A 17909-nucleotide genomic window follows, 5' to 3' on the forward strand; every position below is an offset into this window, starting at 1 on the left:
CCACGCAACACCGCACCCCGAGAGGTAGGCGCTCATGTCGGATCCATTCATCGGTGAAATCCGGATGTTCGGTGGAAACTTCGCCCCGCGCGGCTGGGCGTTCTGCAACGGCCAGCTGCTGTCCATCGCGCAGAACTCCGCGCTGTTCTCCATCCTGGGGACCACCTACGGCGGCAACGGGGTGAGCACGTTCGGACTGCCGGACCTGCGCGGTCGCTCGCCCATGCAGTGGGGCCAGGGGCCGGGCCTGTCGCCGCGCACCCTCGGCGAGCAGGGCGGCTCGGAGACCGTGACGCTCATCTCCAGCCAGATGCCCCAGCACTCCCACCAGCTCGTCGCGAGCGTGCAGGCAGCCGACGCGGCCAACCCCGAAGGCATGTTCGACGCCGTCCAGGTGGATCCGAACACGCAGCAGCCGGTCAACAACTACAACGCCACCGCCGGCACGACGATGAACGCCCAGGCCATTGGCATCGCCGGAGGCAGCCAGCCGCACAACAACATGGAGCCGTTCCTCTGCGTGAGCTTCATCATCGCGCTGCAGGGCGTGTACCCCTCGCGCAACTAGTCCCGCGCGCGCCCGGACGGAGGCGCTCGTGCCTCCGTCCACGGCGCGACATCGCATCACGGCGGGGCTGGCCTCGGCCCCGCGCCATGCACATCCCGAGGGAGCGGGGCGCTACGTCGAGCGGCCCCGGGGCACGGGGATGGTGGCGGAGCACGAGACGACAAGACCGCGGTCCCAGGTGACGCCGCGCACGGTCTACACCGTGTGCTTCACCGCGCTGTCCGTGCTGGTGCTCGTCGCGTTGGTGATGCGCACGCGCATGTCCCTCACGCTGGTGGGGATCGCGGCGCTGCTGTCGCTGGCGCTGGAGCACGGCGTGTCCTGGCTGGAGCGGCACAAGCTGCGGCGCGGGCTCGCCATCGCCGTCGTGCTCACCGCGGCGTTGCTGGTGCTCGCGGCATTGGCGCTCCTGGTGATACCCGCGGCGGTGTCCCAGGTGGACGCGCTCGTGCAGCAGTGGCCCACCCTGTGGAACGAGCTGCGCGAGGCGCGCGCGCTGCGCGTGGTGAACCAGCGGCTGCGCAACCTCGGCTGGGCGCAGCGCCTGGAGCAGGCCACGCCGGAACTCGCGGGCACGCTGCCCTCGCTGCTCGCCCGAGCCATTGGCGGACTCGTGGGCGTGCTGGGCGGCGCGCTCAGCGTGTTCTTCCTCGTGGTCTTCATGCTGTCGTTCGGCGGCGGCCTCTTGCGCCGCGCCCTGGACCTGGCCGGGCCCGAGCACCGCCGGCGCTACGTGCGCGTGATGCGCAACATCTACCGGGCGACGGGCGGCTACCTCTCCGGCATCACGCTCATCTGCACCATCAACGCCACGCTCACCACCACGTTCCTCGCCGTGCTGGGCATGCCCTTCTTCCTTCCCCTGGGCATCGCCAGCGGCTTCTCCAGCCTGGTGCCCTACGCGGGCCCCATCGTCGCGGGGGGCTTCATCACGCTGCTGACGTGGACCACGGGGGGGCTCTTCAAGGCCATCACGGTGCTCGCCTACTTCCTCTTGTACGGACAGCTCGAGGGCAACGTGCTGGCCCCGCTCGTGTTCAAGCGCACCACGCACGTCAACCCGCTGGTGACGCTGCTGGCCGTGCTGTTCTGCGCGGAGCTGGGCGGCGTGGTGGGCGCGGTGGTGGCCGTGCCCGTGGCCGCCACGGCGCAAATCATCGCGCGCGAGGTCCTGCTCTTCCGTCAGGAGCGGCGCGACGCGAGCCTCCAGGCCCCGCCGTGAGCGACGGCCCGCTGCGACTGCTGCTCGCGCATGGCTCGGCGCCGCTGCTGTATGGCGCGCTGGTGCTGGGCGGCCTGGGCCTGCCGCTCCCCGAGGACGTGGTGCACCTGTCCGCGGGCGTGCTCGCGCATCGAGGCGTCATCGCGCTGCCCGTGGCCTACGCGGTGTGCATCGCCGGCGTGCTGAGCGGAGACACCGCGCTGTTCCTGCTGTCGCGCAAGCTGGGCCCAGCGCTGTACACGAACCGCTACACCTGCCGCCTCTTCCCCGCCGAGCGCCGCGCGCGCGTCGAGCAGCTCTACGCGCGCCACGGCTCGCGGATGGTGTTCTTCGGGCGCTTCATGTCCGTGCTGCGGGTGCCGGTGTTCGCCATGGCGGCGGTGGAGGGCATGCCGCTTGGGCACTTCCTGCTGTGGGACGCGCTGGCCCTGTGCATCAACTGCCCCGCGCTGGTGACGCTGGGCTATCTGGGCTCGAGCAGCATCGACCGCCTGGCGCGCGGCGTGGGGAACGTCGAGCACTTCGTCGCGCTGGTCGCTGTCCTGCTCGTGCTGGGGCTGCTGGTCGTGCGCTGGCATCGCGCGCGGCGAGCCAGCGCATCCTCGGCCACGTCACGCGCGGACCTCAGCCCTTCGCGACCTCGCGCAGGCTGTCCTCCACGCCCGCCAGCAACGCGTCGAGCGCGGCGTCGGGGATGTTGAGCGGGGGCGCGATGTACACCGTGTCGCCGAGCGGACGCAGGTACAGCCCGCGTCGCCGCGCCGCCTCGTAGACGCGCCAGCCTCGGTTCGCCAGGTAGCCGCCGCCGCCCATGTCCACCGCGCCCACCATGCCCACCGCGCGCGGCCGGGTCAGTCCGGGAATCTCGCGCGCCATGCGCTCGAAGGCCGCCTGGATGCGCGGGGCCTTGCGCACCACCTGCCCCAGCACGTCCTCGTCGCGGTAGACGGCGAGCACCTCGCGCGCCACCGCCGCGCCCAGCGGGTTTCCGCAGTACGAGTGGCCGTAGTACAGCGCCCGACTCTTCTCTCCGAGGAAGCCCGCGAAGACGCGCTCGGACGCGAGCGTCACCGCGAAGGGCAGCAGCCCGCCGCTCAGCGCCTTGGCCAGACACAGCAGGTCCGGCACCACGCCCGCCAGGTCCACCGCGAAGCGCGCGCCGGTGCGCCCCAAGCCGGTGAAGACCTCGTCCGCGATGAGGAAGGTGTCCACCGCGCGCGTCGCCTCGCGCACCGCGCGCAGGAAGTCCGGCGAGTACATGAGCATGCCGCCCGCGCCCTGGATGACGGGCTCCAGGATGACGCCGGCAATCTCGTCCGGGTGCGCGCGCAGCGCGGCCTCCACCTCGGCGAAGGCGCGCGCCCAGCCGCCCTCTTCCGCGGGCGACGGCACGTGCACCACGTCGAAGAGCAGCGGCCCGAACACGTCTCGGAACACCTTCACGCCGCCCACGCTGGTGGAGCCCACCGTCTCGCCGTGGAAGGCCTCGGTCAGCGTGATGAAGCGCGTGCGGCGCGGGCGCCCGTTCTGCGCCCAGTACTGCGCGGCCATCTTGATGGCCACCTCCACCGCGGTGCTGCCGTTGTCCGAGTAGAAGACCCGCGACAACTTGTGCTCGGCCGGCACGTCCGCGCGGTCCGCGCCCGGAGCGATCGCCGCCAGCTCCGCGCCCAGCCGCGCCGCGGGCTCGTGGGTGATGCCCGCGAGGGACACGTGCGCCAGGCTCGCCGCCTGCTCGGTGAGCGCGCGCACCAGCCGAGGATGGCGGTGCCCCAGCGTCGTCACCCACCACGAGCTGTTCGCATCCAGGTAGCGCTTGCCGTCCGCATCCACGAGGTAGGGGCCTTCCGCGCCCACCACCACCAGCGGATCCGTCTCCGCGATGTACTGCGCCATCGCGGTGTAGGGATGCCAGACGTGCTGCTTGTCCAGGCCAACGATGTTCGCCCGCTCCACGTGCGTGCTCCTCCGGGAAGACGCGCGGATGACGCGCGCGGACGAGCGTTCTGCCCGCCCACCGCACCCCTCGCAACCCTCGCGTGCACGCGCCCCCGCTCCATCGAATGGATTGCCGCACCGCGGCTTATCCCCGGGATGACACGACGCCGCCCGTCAGCGCTGGCGGCCCGTCTCGCGGATGCCACCCGAGCGGGGCGTCCCCACCTTCGTGCGCATCGCTGACACGCCGATGACAGGGTCGATGTTAGCCAGACACTGCCACCGCTCGTGGAGAACTCATGGCCGTCCTCATCTTCTTCGTCAGCCACTGGTTGCTCTGTGTCTTCTTCCAGAGCTTCTTTCAGCACCGCTATGCCGCGCACCGCATGTACAGCATGGGGCCGCGCACCGAGCGCGTGGTGCACCTGTTGACCTATCTGGTCCAGGGCTCGTCGTACCTCTCACCGCGCGCCTACGCCATCCTGCACCGCGAGCACCACGCCTTCTCCGACACGGAGAAGGATCCGCACTCGCCGCACAACTTCCGCGATGTGATGCGGATGATGTGGCACACCAAGAAGCGCTACCACGCGTACGTCCACGAGGAGGAGCAGCCGGAGGCCCGGTTCCTCGGTGGCTATCCCGACTGGAAGCTCATCGACCGCACGCTGGGCATGTCCTGGTGGGCGCCCATCTCGTGGGGCGTGCTGTACTCGCTCTTCTACATCGCGTTCGCCACGTCGCCCTGGATGTTCCTGCTGCTGCCCATCCACTTCCTGATGGGCCCGGTGCACGGCGCCATCGTGAACTGGTGCGGCCACAAGTACGGCTACCGGAACTTCCAGGGCAGCGACAAGTCGCGCAACACCCTGCCGGTGGACTTCCTGTGCATGGGCGAGCTGTTCCAGAACAACCACCACAAGTACGGCAGCAGCCCGAACTTCGCGGCCCGCGTGTTCGAGATCGACCCCACGTGGCAGGTCATGCGCGTGCTGGCGAAGCTGGGCATCATCCGCATCACCACGCCCCAGCGCGCCGTGTACCCCGAGCCTCGCGAGGTCTCCGCCCGCGAGGCCCAGGTGGCCTGAAGCCCGCCCGCTACTTGGCCTTCTGCGACACGAGCGTCTTCCAGTCCGTGGTGAAGAGGGCCCCCAACAGCCGGCCGGGCCCGCTGGTGGGGCTGATGTCGCCGCGCGCCAGGTCGTTCCAGGTCGGCGTCCCCGAGCCCAGGTACGCCACCAACACCTGGATGTCCGAGGGAGGCCGCGAGGCATCCATCAGGTCCGGGTTGAGGTCCTGCCGCGTGCCGCGCGGCGTGGTGGCCGTCACGGTGAGCGGGCGCTTCGTGTTGAGCACCACGACGCCCAGCCCCGTCCCCGCGCGCACGATGGTGAGCCCGTTGTAGGTGCCCAGCACCTCCGGGTGCGTCTCCAACAGTGACGGGTCATTCACCACGACGTTGAGCGAGTCTCCGTCGCCGGGCGTGTAGTACGTGTCATCCGGGAAGTGGCGGGTCGCCTTGTCGTCCAGGCGCAGCGGGAAGGCCATCACGTAGGCCTTGCCGGCGATGCCCTTGTCCATGGGGCCGCCCTTCAACATGCCCAGCGACACGCCCTGGCTCAGGCTCACGCCCCGCACATTCTTGAGCGCCGGGTTGGCCTTCAGCGCCTCCACGATGCGCTCCAGCTTCTTGGCCATCTCGCTGGCGCCCGGCTGCTTGAGGACGCCCGCGCCCGCGCCCACCATCAGCTTCTTGGCGATGTAGCCGCGCGCCTGCGCGGACGGCGTGCTCTCCAACGGCGGCGAGTCCGGGTGCTGGCGCCAATGATCCACGATGTACGCTGCGGTGAAGGGCGTGCCGGACTCCAGCTTGGGGCTCGCCGCGCCCTTTCCCGTCTCGGCCTGCATCGCCATCCGAGGCGTGGCGCCTCCCACGTCCGCCAGGGCCTCGGTGGTTCCCGCGGCCAGCAGCAGCGCGGACAGGGACAGGGTTCGCAACGTCGTCATGGGTTCCTCCGGAGAACCGCCGCGTGAGAGCGGCGGCAGTGTACGAGGTGACACGTCCGCCGGCCGAACAACCCAGGGTCCCCCGGAATGCCCGGCCGCCCGACTCATGACGGCCGAGCCCTCCGGCGCTTCACTCCCCTGCGCCTCAGGGCGTCTGGAGCGGCCCCCGGAACCACGCCGGCTCCGCCGTCACGGAGGTGTTGCCCGCCACCATCCCCCGCGTGAAGAACGGGCTCTCGAAGAAGACGTAGGGGTGGAGCAGCTCGGGCCGGCTCGCCTTCTCCAGCCTCGCGGAAAGTTCGGATGGCAGCGTGAAGTCCAGCGCGTGGAGGTTGTCCTCCAGTTGCGCGAGCGAGCTGGCGCCCACCAGCGTGGAGCCCACGCCGGGCCGAGTGGCCACCCAGTTGAGCGCGACCTGCGCGGGCGTGCGCTCCACCGCGCGCGCAACGGCGAGGACCTCGTCCAGCAGCGCCCACGGCCGGTCCTTCAGGAACTTCTCGGCCACCAGCGGCACGCTCTGCAAGATCGCGTGCGCGCGGCCCTCGCCCTTGGGCTGATTGCCTTCGCGGGTGTACTTGCCGGTGAGAAGGCCGCCGGCCAGCGGACTCCACGGCGTAATGGCGGCGCCCAGCGCGAGCGCGGCGGGGATGTGCTCGCGCTCGATGTTGCGCTCGGCCAGCGAGTACTCCAGCTGCAGCGCCACCACGCGCTCCCAGCCGTTGCGCTCCGCCAGCGTCTGCGCGCGGGCGAAGTACCACGCGGGCACGTCCGACAGGCCGATGTGGCGCACCTTGCCCTCGCGCACGAGCGTGGTGAGCGTCTGCATCACCTCCTCGACGGGCGTCAGACCATCCCAGAGGTGAACCCAGTACAGGTCCACGTAGTCCGTCTTGAGGCGCCGCAGGGACGCCTCCAGTGCGCGGTAGATGTTCTTGCGACCATTGCCTCCCGCGTTCGGGTCGCCCGGCGAGCCATTGGCGGTGAACTTGGTGGCGATGACGGCGCGGTCGCGTCCGCCGTGCTGGGCGAAGTAGTCGCCGATGATGCGCTCGCTCGACCCGGCGGTGTAGCCATCCGCCGTGTCGATGAAGTTCCCGCCCGCCTCCAGGTAGCGCGAGAGGATTTGATGGGCGCGCTCCGCGGGCATCCCCCAGCCGAAGTCAGTGCCAAAGGCCATGGTGCCCAACGACAGCGGGCTGACTCGCAATCCGGATTGGCCAAGCAGGTGATAGCGCGACAGGGATTCGATGGGTCCAGCGGTCATGAGGTGCTCGCATCCAGGTGGCGCCGGGGATGTCCGACGCGAGCCAAGAGATAGGCGAGCCCCCTGGGGCAAACACTCCGGTCCTTGCTCCGCAATTCGAGCGACGCCCGGAGGAATCCCTCTCACTCCGTGCGCATGAGGCCTTCCAGCCGCTCCATCACCTGCATCTTGTAGACCTGCGAACTACATTGGGCGCACTCGCCCTGCGGGATGTCGGTGAGCACCACGCTGCGCTGGGCCACCGTCAATTCCACTTCGATCAACCTGTGCTCGTACGCGCCGGTGCAGGGGCACTTGCCATAGTCGATCTCATTGCCTCGATGGTTCTCCGCCATGACGTTCGGCTATTCTAGCAGATACCGTGGCTCACATCCCCCGTCGCCCTCCCCCGCTCACACTGCGCCCCACCACGCGGCGCGAGGTCCGTCCTCGACGCAACGTCGCGGGAAAGAATGGCCCCTACGTCCCCGGCCAGGAGGAGGATGAGGACGAGGAGGACCTCACCCAAGACCCAGGCATGTCGCTGGGCCATGGCGGCGAGCGCAAGCGCTCCGCCAGCGAGGAAGAAGCCTTCCGCCAGCTCGAGGAGGGCCGCGCCCGCGACCGACAGGGCACCTCGAAGACCGAGCAAGAGAGCGGCAAGACGGGCGGCGTGGGTGGGGAGTCCTCCTCGGGCAGCCGCGCCGCGGCCATGGCCCGGACCATCACCGGCTCGCAGCTGGTGGCCCAGACGGACTTCCAGCCCGCCAGCGTCAACGCCCCCATGAAGGCCGCGCAGGCGCAGCGGCTGGGGACCACCTCCGCCGCCATGGGTGGCATGCCCCAGGCCACGCCCGCGAACACGCGCGCCGCCCCGCGCATGAGCCCGCAGTTCGTGCTCAGCACGTCGAAGCCCGCGGGCACGCACGCCAGCCAGCACCCGCCACTCTCCGCCGAAGAGTCCGCGCCGCACACCGCCGTGGGCAAGGCCCTCGCCGAGGCCACGAAGCTGCTGGCGCCCTTCCTCAAGGAGGTCGACGGCGTCGAACCCCGGAGGAGCGCGGCGGGCGAGACGGTGCTCCTCGTCAAAGCCAACCGCAGCCTCAGTCAGGCCTCGCTGAAGAACATCCCGGAGAAGGTGCAAGGCTTCAAGACGGTGATTCAGCTCACCTTCGCCATGCTGCCCCTGCGCCGCGCCAGCACGCCCGCGCTCTCTCCGCCCGTGGGCTTCGTGGTGAAGAAGTCCACGCCCGTGAACAACAAGTAGGCCATGGGGGCCCTGCGCCCCCGCCATCCCGCCCCGGCCCCTCAAGCCCAGGCAATGTCAGACAGTGAACAGTTGCATCCCGGGCCCATCCAGCCCGGCGGCGACATTTCATCTGCGCTGGAGGCCCGCGCCTTCCGGGTGAACCGGATGTGGGCTGGCGTGCATGTCCATTCCGGGAATCCCCGCGCCGCCATCATGTCTGTGTTAGCTCTGGACTGTCGCACGCTCAGATTGGAGTCCAGACGTCATGAAGGCCACCCAAATCCCGAAGCCCACCCTGACGCACGTTGGAAACACGCAGCTGCGGCCCCGAGCCGATCCCCCCAAGCAGCCGCCCGCCATCATCCCCCCGCACACCAGCTCGACTGGCCACGCGCCCATCCCCGTCAACACCAGCACCTTCAGCCCGGCGGGCACGGTCTCCAGTTCGTCGAAGAAGACCGCGGGCCCGAAGCTGCATGCCCAAGGTCCCGCGCCCGCGCTGGCCCCGAGCACGCGCCCCGTCAAACCGCTGAACATCGACAAGACCGCGTGCCTCACGCACGGCATGAGCCCGGAGTTCGTGAAGGACGCGCTGAGCAACGGGCAGCTCAGCTCCGCGTACAACCGGCTGGGCAAGGAGGGGAAGTACTCGCGCGACGCGGACCGCAACGGCGGTGGCGCACTGGGCGTCTACACCCGCGCCGTGGGCACCGAGCAGAAGGACTGGAAGGCCGAGGGCTACGGGGTGGGCAGCAACGCGGACAAGGTGCAGCTCATCCTCAGCCCCAGCTTCCTCACGAAGCAGGGCCACGCCTTCGAGGCTTCGTCCTCCGGCGGCGGCGGCACCGAGGCCTGGCGCGCGTCCTCCACGGACAACATGGGCCTGGTGCCCGGCGCGGCGAAGAAGGACCAGGTCGGCCTCCCGCAAGGGGATCCGCTCAAGCGGACGAAGCAGCTGTGGGGCAAGCAGACCGAGTCGGGCCGCAATGACAACTTCAACAGCACCGTGGGCGGCCCGGACCTCAAGGTCCAGAACGAGCAGCTCCACTGGGAGAAGATTCCCCTCAAGGACAACCTCAAGGGCATGGTCTGCACGTCCGAAGCGAGCTTCGACAAGATGATGCAGATCCCCGGCTCGAAGCGCAGTCAGCTCAAGATGCCATCGGGCACGGGCATCCAGGCCATGGGCACCGTGTTCGTGGGCGACCAGAAGATCAAGGTCGCCCTGGCGTCACCTGACTCCTCGATGCTGTCCACCCTGCGCCACTCGGGCATCGCCAACGGCAACAACCAGGTGCGCTGAGCGCACCTGCTTCCCGATGCGCTGAGCGCACCTGCTTCCCGATGCGCTGAGCTCAGCGAGCGTCGTCCCTCACCAGCTCGTAGCCGAGGGGGCCCAGCCGGCCCCCACGGCCAACAGGAGCGCATCCGCGCCGAAGCCTCGCTCCGCGTTGACGAAGCGCTCGTAGGCCACGTCCGCGAAGACGTGGAAGCGGCCCGTGCGCAGGCCCAGCCCCAGGCCCGCGCGCCCGCCCACCGCGCCCTGCGGAAGGAAGGCCGTGGCCCCCAGCAACCCATACGGCCGCAGCAGCAGCCCGCCCGAACCTTGAATCCCTGGCAGGAAGAGGCGCCCCTCCGCTCGCACATCCGGCCCCGCCTTCTGGCCCAGCACCGTGAGCGCCGCGCCGTACCCGAAGCCGTCCGGCGCCTCGTGGGGTGCGTGGACCACCTCGGCGGTGACCGCGGGCAACATCCCCGAACCCACCATGTCCCGCTCGCCGCGCAGCCCCACCATGCGCAACGCCCAGCCCCCCTCGGGCGACGGCGACGGCAACGGCGTCGGAGGCGTCTCGAGCGTGGGGGGTGGAGTCACGGGAGTGGGTGGAGGCGTGACGGGGGACGCGGCCGCGCGGGCTTGCGTGCGCTGCTGGCGCAGACGTGAGAAGCGCTCGCGCAGCGTGCTCGACGCGTCCTCCACCGGCAGGGACACCGTGGCGTCCTGCTCCAGCGCGCGCCCGAAGGCCGCGTCGGACTGCTCCATGCGGCCCAGCCCGTATTGCAGCAGGCCCTCCATCAAATCCATCCAGAGGACGTCCTCGGGACCGTTGCCCGGCTGGGCCCGCACCTTCTGGAGCAGCGACAACGCCTTCTCATACTCCAGGTCCCCATAGAGCCGCTCCACGCGGCGCAGCGAGGGATTGCGTGGATGTGGACACGTGGGACACGCCGCCGACTCCGCGACAGCGCTCGACGGCGCGGCGCAGACCAGCAACGCCAGGAGCACCACTCCACCCCGCGAGGCGCCTCGCAGCCAGCGCGCGCTCAGCAGGACCAGCACCGACCCCCAGGCCCAGGGGCTTGGCGGCCCGTTCGTGCTGCCGCAGCCGGCGTAATAGCTGTCAGGCCGTGTCTGGATTTTGAGCGCGGGCGAGCCCTGGCTGACATTGCCCGCGACGTCCGTGGCCGTGGCCGTGAGCGCGTGGGTGCGCGAGTCCACATCCAAGCCCGACTCGACGCTCCACTTTCCATCCGTGGCCGTCGCGGTGCCCGCGAGCTGGCCATCGAAATAGACAGACACCTGGCTGCCCGCCTCCGCGGTGCCCGTGACGGTCGCCAACCCCTTCACCTCATCGCCCTCGGCGGGAGACGTCACCACGGGCGGCGCGGGCGGCTGCGTGTCCAGCGTCCAGGTGCGCCGCTCGGGGGTAGCGTCCACGTTGCCAGTCATGTCGATGGCGCGCGCCGCGAACGTGTGCGCGCCATCCGTGAGCGTTGGGAGCGTGGGCGTCCGTCCACAAGGCACGAAGGCCGCCGAGTCCAGGCTGCACTCGAAGCCCAGCAAGTCACCGTCCGGCGAGTCCAGCGTGAAAGGCCCGGCGCGCACGTTGGTGATGGCGGCGGGCGCGTTCGTGAAGCGCGTCTCCGGCACCGAGTCATCCGCGACGCGCACCGCGCGACTCGCCGACACGCCATTGACCAGGACGGAGAGGACATAAGCGCCCGGCGCGATGCGCGGCACCTGCACCGTGGCGGACGTGTCCGTGAAGCGATCCACCGTGAGCGTCACCCGGGCGCCGGACTCCAGCGCGGTGAGCGCGAACACCGGGACGCCGCTCGGCGAGGAGTTGAAGCTGCCACTGCTCGCCTCGGACAAGCCGCGCAGCAGCTTGCCGGCCACCACCACCGTCGTCCCAGGGGGCAACAGGTCCGGCGCGCTCAGCTCGGGTCGCCACTCCTCCAGCGCGCCTCGGTCATCCAGCAGCTCGGCGTTCGTGGTGAGACCGCCCGTCAGCAGCACCTTGCCCCGAGCCAGCAGCGTCGCCGTGTGATTCACATACACGCCCCCCGCGGCGGGAATCGCGGTCCACACTCCCGTCGCCGGCTCATAGAGGTCCGCCGAGAGCGGCTGCGTCGTCTTGGAGCCACCCGCCACCAGCACGCGGCCCGAGGGCAGCAACGTCGCCGTGGCCCCACGGCGCCCCGCGAACATCGTGTTGGTCGTGGCGGTCCAAGCGCCCGTGACGGGGTCATAGACCTCCGCCTTGGTGAGGAAGGCCGTCCCATCCGAGCCACCCGCCACCAACACCCGCCCCGACGGCAGCAGCGTCACCGTGGCGTCCTGGCGCGGCACAATCATGTCGCCCGTCGCAGTCCACTTGCCCGTGGCCGGGTCATACAGCTCGGCCTTGGTCAGCGTCGCGGTGCCATCCGTGCCGCCCGCCACCAATACCTTGCCGGTGGACAGCAGCACGGCCACGTGCCGAGCCCGGATATTGGGCATCGCCCCCGTGGCGCTCCACGTCCCCGTGGCGAGGTCATACAGCTCCGCCGTGTTGGTGAAGCCGTCCTCGTTCTGGCCTCCCGCCACGAGCACCTTCCCCGGGGGAAGCAGCGTGGCCGAGTGATGTCCCCGGCGCAGGGTCAGTCCCCCCACGGGAACCCAGACACCGGCCTGCGGATCGAACAACTCCGCGGACGGGAGCACGTGCGACCCATCGAAGCCGCCCGCCGCCAACACACGTCCGGAGGGCAACGGCGTGAGCGTGTGGTTCATGCGCGCCACGGACATGGGCGCCGCGCCCGCCCACGTCCCCAGCTCCGAGTCATACAACTCGGTGGTGGCGAGCACGCGGCCATCCAGCGCGGCCACGCCTCCGGCGATGAGCACCTTGCCCGTGGACAGCAGCGTGGACACCTGGGAGTTGCGCGCGCTCGCCAGGGAGCCCGTGGCCCCCCAACGCGGCGGCTCGGGGTCATACAGTTCGTTGGTGGCCAGGGCGCTGTTCGCGTCGAAGCCGCCCACCACCAACACCCGCCCCGACGACAGCAGCGTCGCCGTATGGAAATAGCGCCCCGCGCTCAGCGAGGGCGCCGCGCTCCACGTCCCCGAAGACGGGTCATACAGCTCCGCCGCCGCGACCGCGGGCGTCGGCTGGAATCCCATCAGCCCCCCCGCCACCAGGAGCTTCCCGGAGGGCAGCGCCGTGGCGGACGGATACATGCGCGCCATCGCCATCGAGCCCGTCGCGCTCCAGGTGTTCGACGCGGGGTCATACACCTCGGCGGTGGCCACGACCGTGCTGCCAGAGACGCCGCCCGCAACCAACACCCGGCCCGACGCCAGCACCGTGGCGGACGGGTAGTCACGCAGGGCGGTCATGGTCCCCGCCGCGCTCCACGTTCCCGAGGACGGGTCATACAGCTCCGCGTTGGTGACACCCGCGCCGCTGCCCACCAGCACCTTGCCGGACGGCAGCAACGTGGCCGTGTGGCCCGAGCGCGAATTGACCAGCGAGCGCGCGGCGGACCAGGTGTTGGTGGCTGGGTCGTAGAGCTCCGCCGTGGCCAGCGCGGTGCTCCCCGAGCTGCCCCCCACCACCAACACGCGCCCATCCTTCAACAGCGTGGCCGTGTGTCCGGACCGCGCCACCGACATGGGCCTGGCGGCGCGCCACGTGCCGCTGACCGGGTCATACAGCTCCGCCGTGCCAATGGGCTTCGTCCCATCCTCGCCGCCCGTGACGAGCACCTGCCCGGAGGGCAGCAACGTGGCGCAATGCACGAAGTGCGCGCCCGGCATGGTGCCCGTAGGCGTCCAGACGCCTGTAGCGGGGTCATACAATTCCGCCGTGGCAACAGCTTGCGAGCCATTGGAGCCGCCCGCCACGAGCACCTTCCCCGAGGGCAGCAGGGTGGTCGAATGGGAGTGGCGCGCCGTCCCCAGGGGCTGCACGGAATCCCAGCCAGGCGCGAGCGAGGCAATCGCAGGCAGGACCGCGGGAACCCCACCTGGGTCCGCCGTGACGATTGTCTGTTTCTCAACAGGGGAGGCCGGTGTCGAAGCGCTCTCGCCGCCATGAGTTGGGGGCGTACAGGCCATCACGAGACACAGCCACGACCAGGAAAGGCGAGCAAGAGCGGGGGTCTGCATGGTGTGCTAAGGGGAAGCACCTCCTTTAGAACCCATATCACAGCAAAAGGACTCATGGCGCAGATGGAAATGGGGCGATACCTGCTCACGAGAAAGCTCGCCACGGGCGGCATGGCCGAAGTCTTCCTCGCCAAGACAGCCGGCCCCATGGGCTTCGAAAAACTGTTGGTTGTTAAACGCATCCTCCCCCACCTCGCGGAGGACCCTCAGTTCATCGAGATGTTCCTCTCCGAGGCGAAATTGGTGGCGAAGCTGGACCACCCCAACATCGTCCAGATATTCGACTTCGGACAGGAGGAGGACGCGTACTTCATCGCCATGGAATACGTGGAGGGCCCCAACCTCCGCTCCCTCTTCAAACGGGCGCTTCAACAGGGTCGCCGCATCCCGTTGGAGTTGAGTACGCGCATCGTCGCGCTGGCCTGTGAGGGATTGGCGTATGCCCATGAGCTGTGTGATTCACGCACGGGCGAGCCCCTGAGCATCGTCCACCGAGACATCAGCACGGACAACCTGCTGGTCTCGCGCTCGGGCAACGTGAAGGTGATGGACTTTGGTATCGCGAAGGCCGCCAATGCCAGTCAGCACACCCGCTCGGGAATCCTGAAGGGAAAGCTGGGCTACATGGCGCCCGAGTATCTGATGGGACAGCCCGCCAGCGCGCGCTCGGACCTGTATGCGTTGGGCGTGGTGCTGTATGAGCTGGTCACCGGGCGCAAGCCATTCGAGGGCGAGAGCGATGCGCAGCTCATGCGCGCCGTGCTTCAGGAGCCGTTGATCGACGTGCGGGAGCTGAGCCCGGAGACACCCGAGGCGCTCGCGCTCGTCGTCGACAAGGCGCTCGCGCGCGAGCCCGAGAACCGCTACGCGAGCTGCCACGAATTGCAGGCGGCGCTCGATGACCTGCTCCTCCAATGGGGACGCCGGGTCGGGATGCGCGAGATTGGCAATCAGGTGAAGGAGCTGTTTCCCACGCTCCCCTCCGATGAATCAGCGCCTCCGCCCTCCTCACCGTCCACCCCCTCGGCCCGGGTGAACACGTCGCGCACCCCCCGGCCGGTGTCCTCGGTGAGCGGCGTCGCGTCTCATACCGAGGCCACCCACCAGTCCGCGTCGAAGGCCGCGCCCGAACCCGGGGTCACGGCCGCGCTGCCTCGGCGCTCCACCGCTCGGCCCTGGATGGCGGGGCTCGGCATCGTCGCGGGCCTGGGGATCGCCGCGAGCGCGGGCGCGTGGTGGGCGGGACGTCACCACGCCGAGCCCGCCCCCATCGCCCAGGCCGACCCGCCACGGGCCGTCACGGGCGCCCAGGACACCGCGCCCGCCGCGCCTGGAATACAGCCCCCTGGCCTCCCTCCCGCGCCCGCTGGCAATGGCACCCCAGTCGCTGTCGGCAATGACAACCAGGCGGGGACTCCACCCCCGCCCCCGGGCAATGACACCCACGCCGCGGGCAATCCCACCCAGGTCGCGGCGCAAGCCACGAACACGGGTGAGGCCGCATCCCCCACGGATGCCGACACCGCGGCTCCGAACGCGGGCGCGCAGACCGCCCCTCCTCCCGAGCCCACGGCAACCCAGGCGCTGCTGCGAATCGAGTCACGCCCGTCCGGCCAGGTGCGACTCAATGACCGCGTCGTCGGACGCACACCGCTCGCGCTCTCGGTGGACCCTGGCGTGGTGCGCATCGAGCTGTCGGGCACCGCCAACAAGTCCCGCTTCGACAAGTCCGCCCGGCTTCAGCTCAAGGCGGGCGAGAAGCGCACCCTCTCCTTGAACCCCCAGCAGCTCAACGTGACGCTGCGAGGCCGCCCGGATGACATGACCGTCCTGACCGTGGACGGCCAGCCGCTCCGGGGCCCGCCGCAGGTGACGCTCTACGAAGGGCGCCATCAGCTCACGCTCCGCCACGAGCCCACGAAGCGGACCTACAGCACCGACTGCGAGGTCCGCCCCGGAGACAAGCTCTGCAAGTTCTTCGTGCGGCTGGAGAGCGCCCAGGCCCGGCCCGAGTGAGCCACGGCGGCGGAGGGACGCGCCCCCGAGCGCGTCCCTCTCGACCAGGTCTCAACGCAGGTGCGTGAAGACGCGCGGCGACGCGGGCAGCACCACATCCGAGGTGGGCAGCAGACACGCCACCCGTCCTCCGCTCAGCCACGGCAACCACCCCGAGCGCCACATCACCTGCGAGGACCCGCCCGCCAGGCGCAGCATCGCGGCGGTGCTCACGCCCTGCTGCGCCATGTCTTGCATTGTCACCTGGAGCAACCTGCGCTGCTCGCCGAGCGGGACTCCGTCCTTGAAGGCCATCAGGTCCACCACGCCCATCGACCGGGTCTCTCGCGCCCGCAGCTGGAGGGTGTAGTAATTGACGAGCCCTTGGATGACGCCGTCGCGCTCCAGGACGAAGGTCCTCGGCACATCCCGATACTGCAGCTGATGCGCCAGTCGCTCCGTGGTGTACGAATAGCCAAACGTGACGGGTTTCATCACGTGCTGGATGAGCGCCGTGCACTGCGGCAGGTCCGTGGGACGGTAGAGCCGGATGCCCTCCTTCGTGGCCGCGCGGTAGCCGTGCCGCTGGAAGGGGCGCAGCAGGCGGAAGAAGGCGCGCTCGGAGCGATGAAACGACCAGCGCGTCATCGCCTCCGGCTCGAAGACATGAATCCACAGCCCCATCTCGTCCATGTATCGCGTTTGATGCTGCTTCCCCCAGAAGCCCGCCCCCTCGGAGCCGTGCGCGATACAGCCCAGCGCCAGCCTCGCGCCGCGCTCCCGGTGCCGATGCAACAGCTCGGCGGCGAGCTTGCGCCCAATCCCCAGCCCACGATGGGTCGTGTCCACGCTGGCCCAGCTCGTGAACGTGCCGTCCACCTCCCCCTCGCCCAGGCGGATCCGCGCGCGCTCGCCGAAGATGGTCCCGACGAGCTTCCCGTTCAGGTAAGCCCCTAATAGATAATCCGTACCCGCGTGGCGATTGCCAAAGAGAAGCCAGTCGAAATACCGCTCGTCCCACAGCGCGAGCGGCACCTTCCCCCCGTAGCTGGCCTGCCAGACCCGGTTGGTGAAGCGCGACGCTTCCGCGGCATCCCCCTCGAAGGTACGGACCTCAACCATGGCGCAATTCCAAAGGCGGCGAGCCGGCGGTGTCCGCCGGGTGGGCGCCGAAGAGATGGGTGAACAGCGCTCGCGTGGACGGGATGAGCACATTCCAATCCGGCAGGTGCACCTTCTCCGGCCCCACCAACACCTTGGCGTAGAGCGCCTCATACACGCGCTTGACGGTGCCGGGCCCAATGGCATCCACGTCGAAGGCAGGCACGAGCCCCACCAGCTTGAAGCCATGCCGCTCGGCATTGCGCTGGGTACGAGCGACCTTGAGCGTCGAGTAATACAACGCAACCTCCGCCCCGATGCTGCGCCCCACCACCTCCAGCACGGGGACGCCCAGCTGGCCAATCCCCAAGCCCCGATACGTCGGCTCCACCGCGCCCATGGGCGCGGAAATCTGAAGCCCTCGCGCGTTCTTCTCCAGCGTCAACAGACCAATGATGTCATTGCTCTCCCGCGCCCGGCACACCAGCGCGGTGAGCGGGCGGTCCTCGGACTCGCCCCGCAGGGAGAACTCGCGCTCGTAGAACGCGGGCTCGAGGTGACGGCTCTCCGTCCCCACCCGGATGTCCGGATACCACGCCCGCAGCAGCGCTGTGACCTTCGGGATGTCCTCCCTCGCCAACAGCTCCACGGAGTAGATCTCCGGCACCACCAGCCCCTTCAACATCTCCTCCAGACTTCGCCATTGCATCACGTTCATGGCCGATATCTGTAATCAGCCACGTCATGCCCCACATCTGGCGCACCGAAAAAAGGAGCAGGACTTGTCGATGGCGCGTCAAACGCATCACGAGGAACGTGCCGTGCTCTACAGGCCTTGCTCCTGAACACAGCTCACCCCGCCAATTCGTTGCAAATCATGCCGGCCTGCCTGCCCGCGCCGCGATGACACAGCGCCCCCTGCCGCTCGCTGGCCTGGCATTCCCCCGCCGGCACCCGCACACGGTGGAGGCTCTCAAAGGTGGTTCCCCCTCAACCTTCGGAGGTCCAACGCATCGGCGCGCGGGCTGAAACGGCGCGAAAATCAGGGGTCGGGCGGGACTCGCGGTATCGAAATCGTTTGAAATATGACAGGCTCCGATACGCTGGGCCGGCGCAAGCGTTAGCAGCTTGCCACCGCAAGACTCCCCCCTGGAA

14 protein-coding genes are annotated in these 17909 nt (G+C 69.5%); 7 read left to right on the forward strand and 7 right to left on the reverse strand.

Annotation, left to right across the window (positions count from 1 at the left end; translation table 11 throughout):
* Positions 1–34: 34 nt before the first annotated feature.
* From JGU66_06730 to JGU66_06740, 3 genes are all read left to right on the forward strand, one after another.
* Positions 35–568, forward strand: coding sequence for a phage tail protein (locus tag JGU66_06730; GenBank protein ID MBJ6760452.1), 534 nt, complete (start codon positions 35–37; stop codon positions 566–568).
* A 139-nt stretch (positions 569–707) separates the two neighbouring features.
* Positions 708–1790: an AI-2E family transporter gene (locus JGU66_06735; protein MBJ6760453.1), complete on the forward strand. Its 1083-nt coding sequence runs from the start codon at positions 708–710 to the stop codon at positions 1788–1790.
* On the forward strand, positions 1787–2491 hold the full coding sequence (locus JGU66_06740; GenBank protein MBJ6760454.1) for a DedA family protein: 705 nt from the start codon (positions 1787–1789) through the stop codon (positions 2489–2491). Before JGU66_06735 ends, JGU66_06740 begins: the two co-directional genes overlap by 4 nt.
* Here JGU66_06740 and bioA read toward each other — a convergent pair.
* Complete coding sequence (bioA, locus tag JGU66_06745; GenBank protein MBJ6760455.1) at positions 2415–3746, reverse strand: adenosylmethionine--8-amino-7-oxononanoate transaminase; 1332 nt, start codon at positions 3744–3746, stop codon at positions 2415–2417. The two genes, JGU66_06740 and bioA, sit on opposite strands and share 77 nt — an antisense overlap.
* A 281-nt stretch (positions 3747–4027) precedes the next feature.
* Here bioA and JGU66_06750 point away from each other — a divergent pair, with 281 nt between their 5' ends.
* A complete protein-coding gene (locus tag JGU66_06750) occupies positions 4028–4816 on the forward strand; it encodes an acyl-CoA desaturase (protein ID MBJ6760456.1) in 789 nt (262 codons plus the stop codon).
* A 10-nt stretch (positions 4817–4826) separates the two neighbouring features.
* Here JGU66_06750 and JGU66_06755 read toward each other — a convergent pair whose 3' ends face one another.
* The 3 genes from JGU66_06755 to JGU66_06765 all read right to left on the reverse strand — a co-directional run bounded on the left by JGU66_06755 (position 4827) and on the right by JGU66_06765 (position 7334).
* On the reverse strand, positions 4827–5735 hold the full coding sequence (locus JGU66_06755) for a hypothetical protein (protein MBJ6760457.1): 909 nt from the start codon (positions 5733–5735) through the stop codon (positions 4827–4829).
* A gap of 145 nt (positions 5736–5880) precedes the next feature.
* A complete protein-coding gene (locus JGU66_06760; GenBank protein MBJ6760458.1) occupies positions 5881–6999 on the reverse strand; it encodes an aldo/keto reductase in 1119 nt (372 codons plus the stop codon).
* A gap of 122 nt (positions 7000–7121) precedes the next feature.
* Complete coding sequence (locus JGU66_06765; GenBank protein MBJ6760459.1) at positions 7122–7334, reverse strand: hypothetical protein; 213 nt, start codon at positions 7332–7334, stop codon at positions 7122–7124.
* Positions 7335–7360: 26 nt separating this feature from the next.
* Between JGU66_06765 and JGU66_06770 the strand changes: the two genes are divergently transcribed.
* Positions 7361–8245, forward strand: coding sequence for a hypothetical protein (locus JGU66_06770; protein ID MBJ6760460.1), 885 nt, complete (start codon positions 7361–7363; stop codon positions 8243–8245).
* A 247-nt stretch (positions 8246–8492) separates the two neighbouring features.
* Positions 8493–9530 (forward strand): hypothetical protein, encoded by a 1038-nt coding sequence (locus JGU66_06775; protein MBJ6760461.1) that lies wholly within the window; start codon positions 8493–8495, stop codon positions 9528–9530.
* A 69-nt stretch (positions 9531–9599) separates the two neighbouring features.
* On the opposite strand, the gene JGU66_06780 is transcribed toward JGU66_06775, so the two are convergent.
* Positions 9600–13460, reverse strand: coding sequence for a hypothetical protein (locus JGU66_06780; protein MBJ6760462.1), 3861 nt, complete (start codon positions 13458–13460; stop codon positions 9600–9602).
* A 252-nt stretch (positions 13461–13712) separates the two neighbouring features.
* Here JGU66_06780 and JGU66_06785 point away from each other — a divergent pair, with 252 nt between their 5' ends.
* Positions 13713–15674, forward strand: a complete 1962-nt coding sequence (locus JGU66_06785; GenBank protein ID MBJ6760463.1) for a protein kinase — start codon at positions 13713–13715, stop codon at positions 15672–15674.
* Positions 15675–15725: 51 nt separating this feature from the next.
* Here the strand turns inward: JGU66_06785 and JGU66_06790 are convergent, their stop codons facing one another.
* Entirely contained in the window at positions 15726–16775 is a 1050-nt protein-coding gene (locus JGU66_06790; protein MBJ6760464.1) for a GNAT family N-acetyltransferase, read from the reverse strand.
* Positions 16768–17463 carry a hypothetical protein gene (locus JGU66_06795; GenBank protein ID MBJ6760465.1) on the reverse strand — a complete coding sequence of 232 codons (696 nt, stop codon included), beginning with the start codon at positions 17461–17463 and terminating at the stop codon, positions 16768–16770. Before JGU66_06795 ends, JGU66_06790 begins: the two co-directional genes overlap by 8 nt.
* Positions 17464–17909 lie beyond the last annotated feature (446 nt).

The sequence above is a fragment of the Myxococcaceae bacterium JPH2 genome, assembly GCA_016458225.1.
GTDB lineage: Bacteria > Myxococcota > Myxococcia > Myxococcales > Myxococcaceae > Citreicoccus.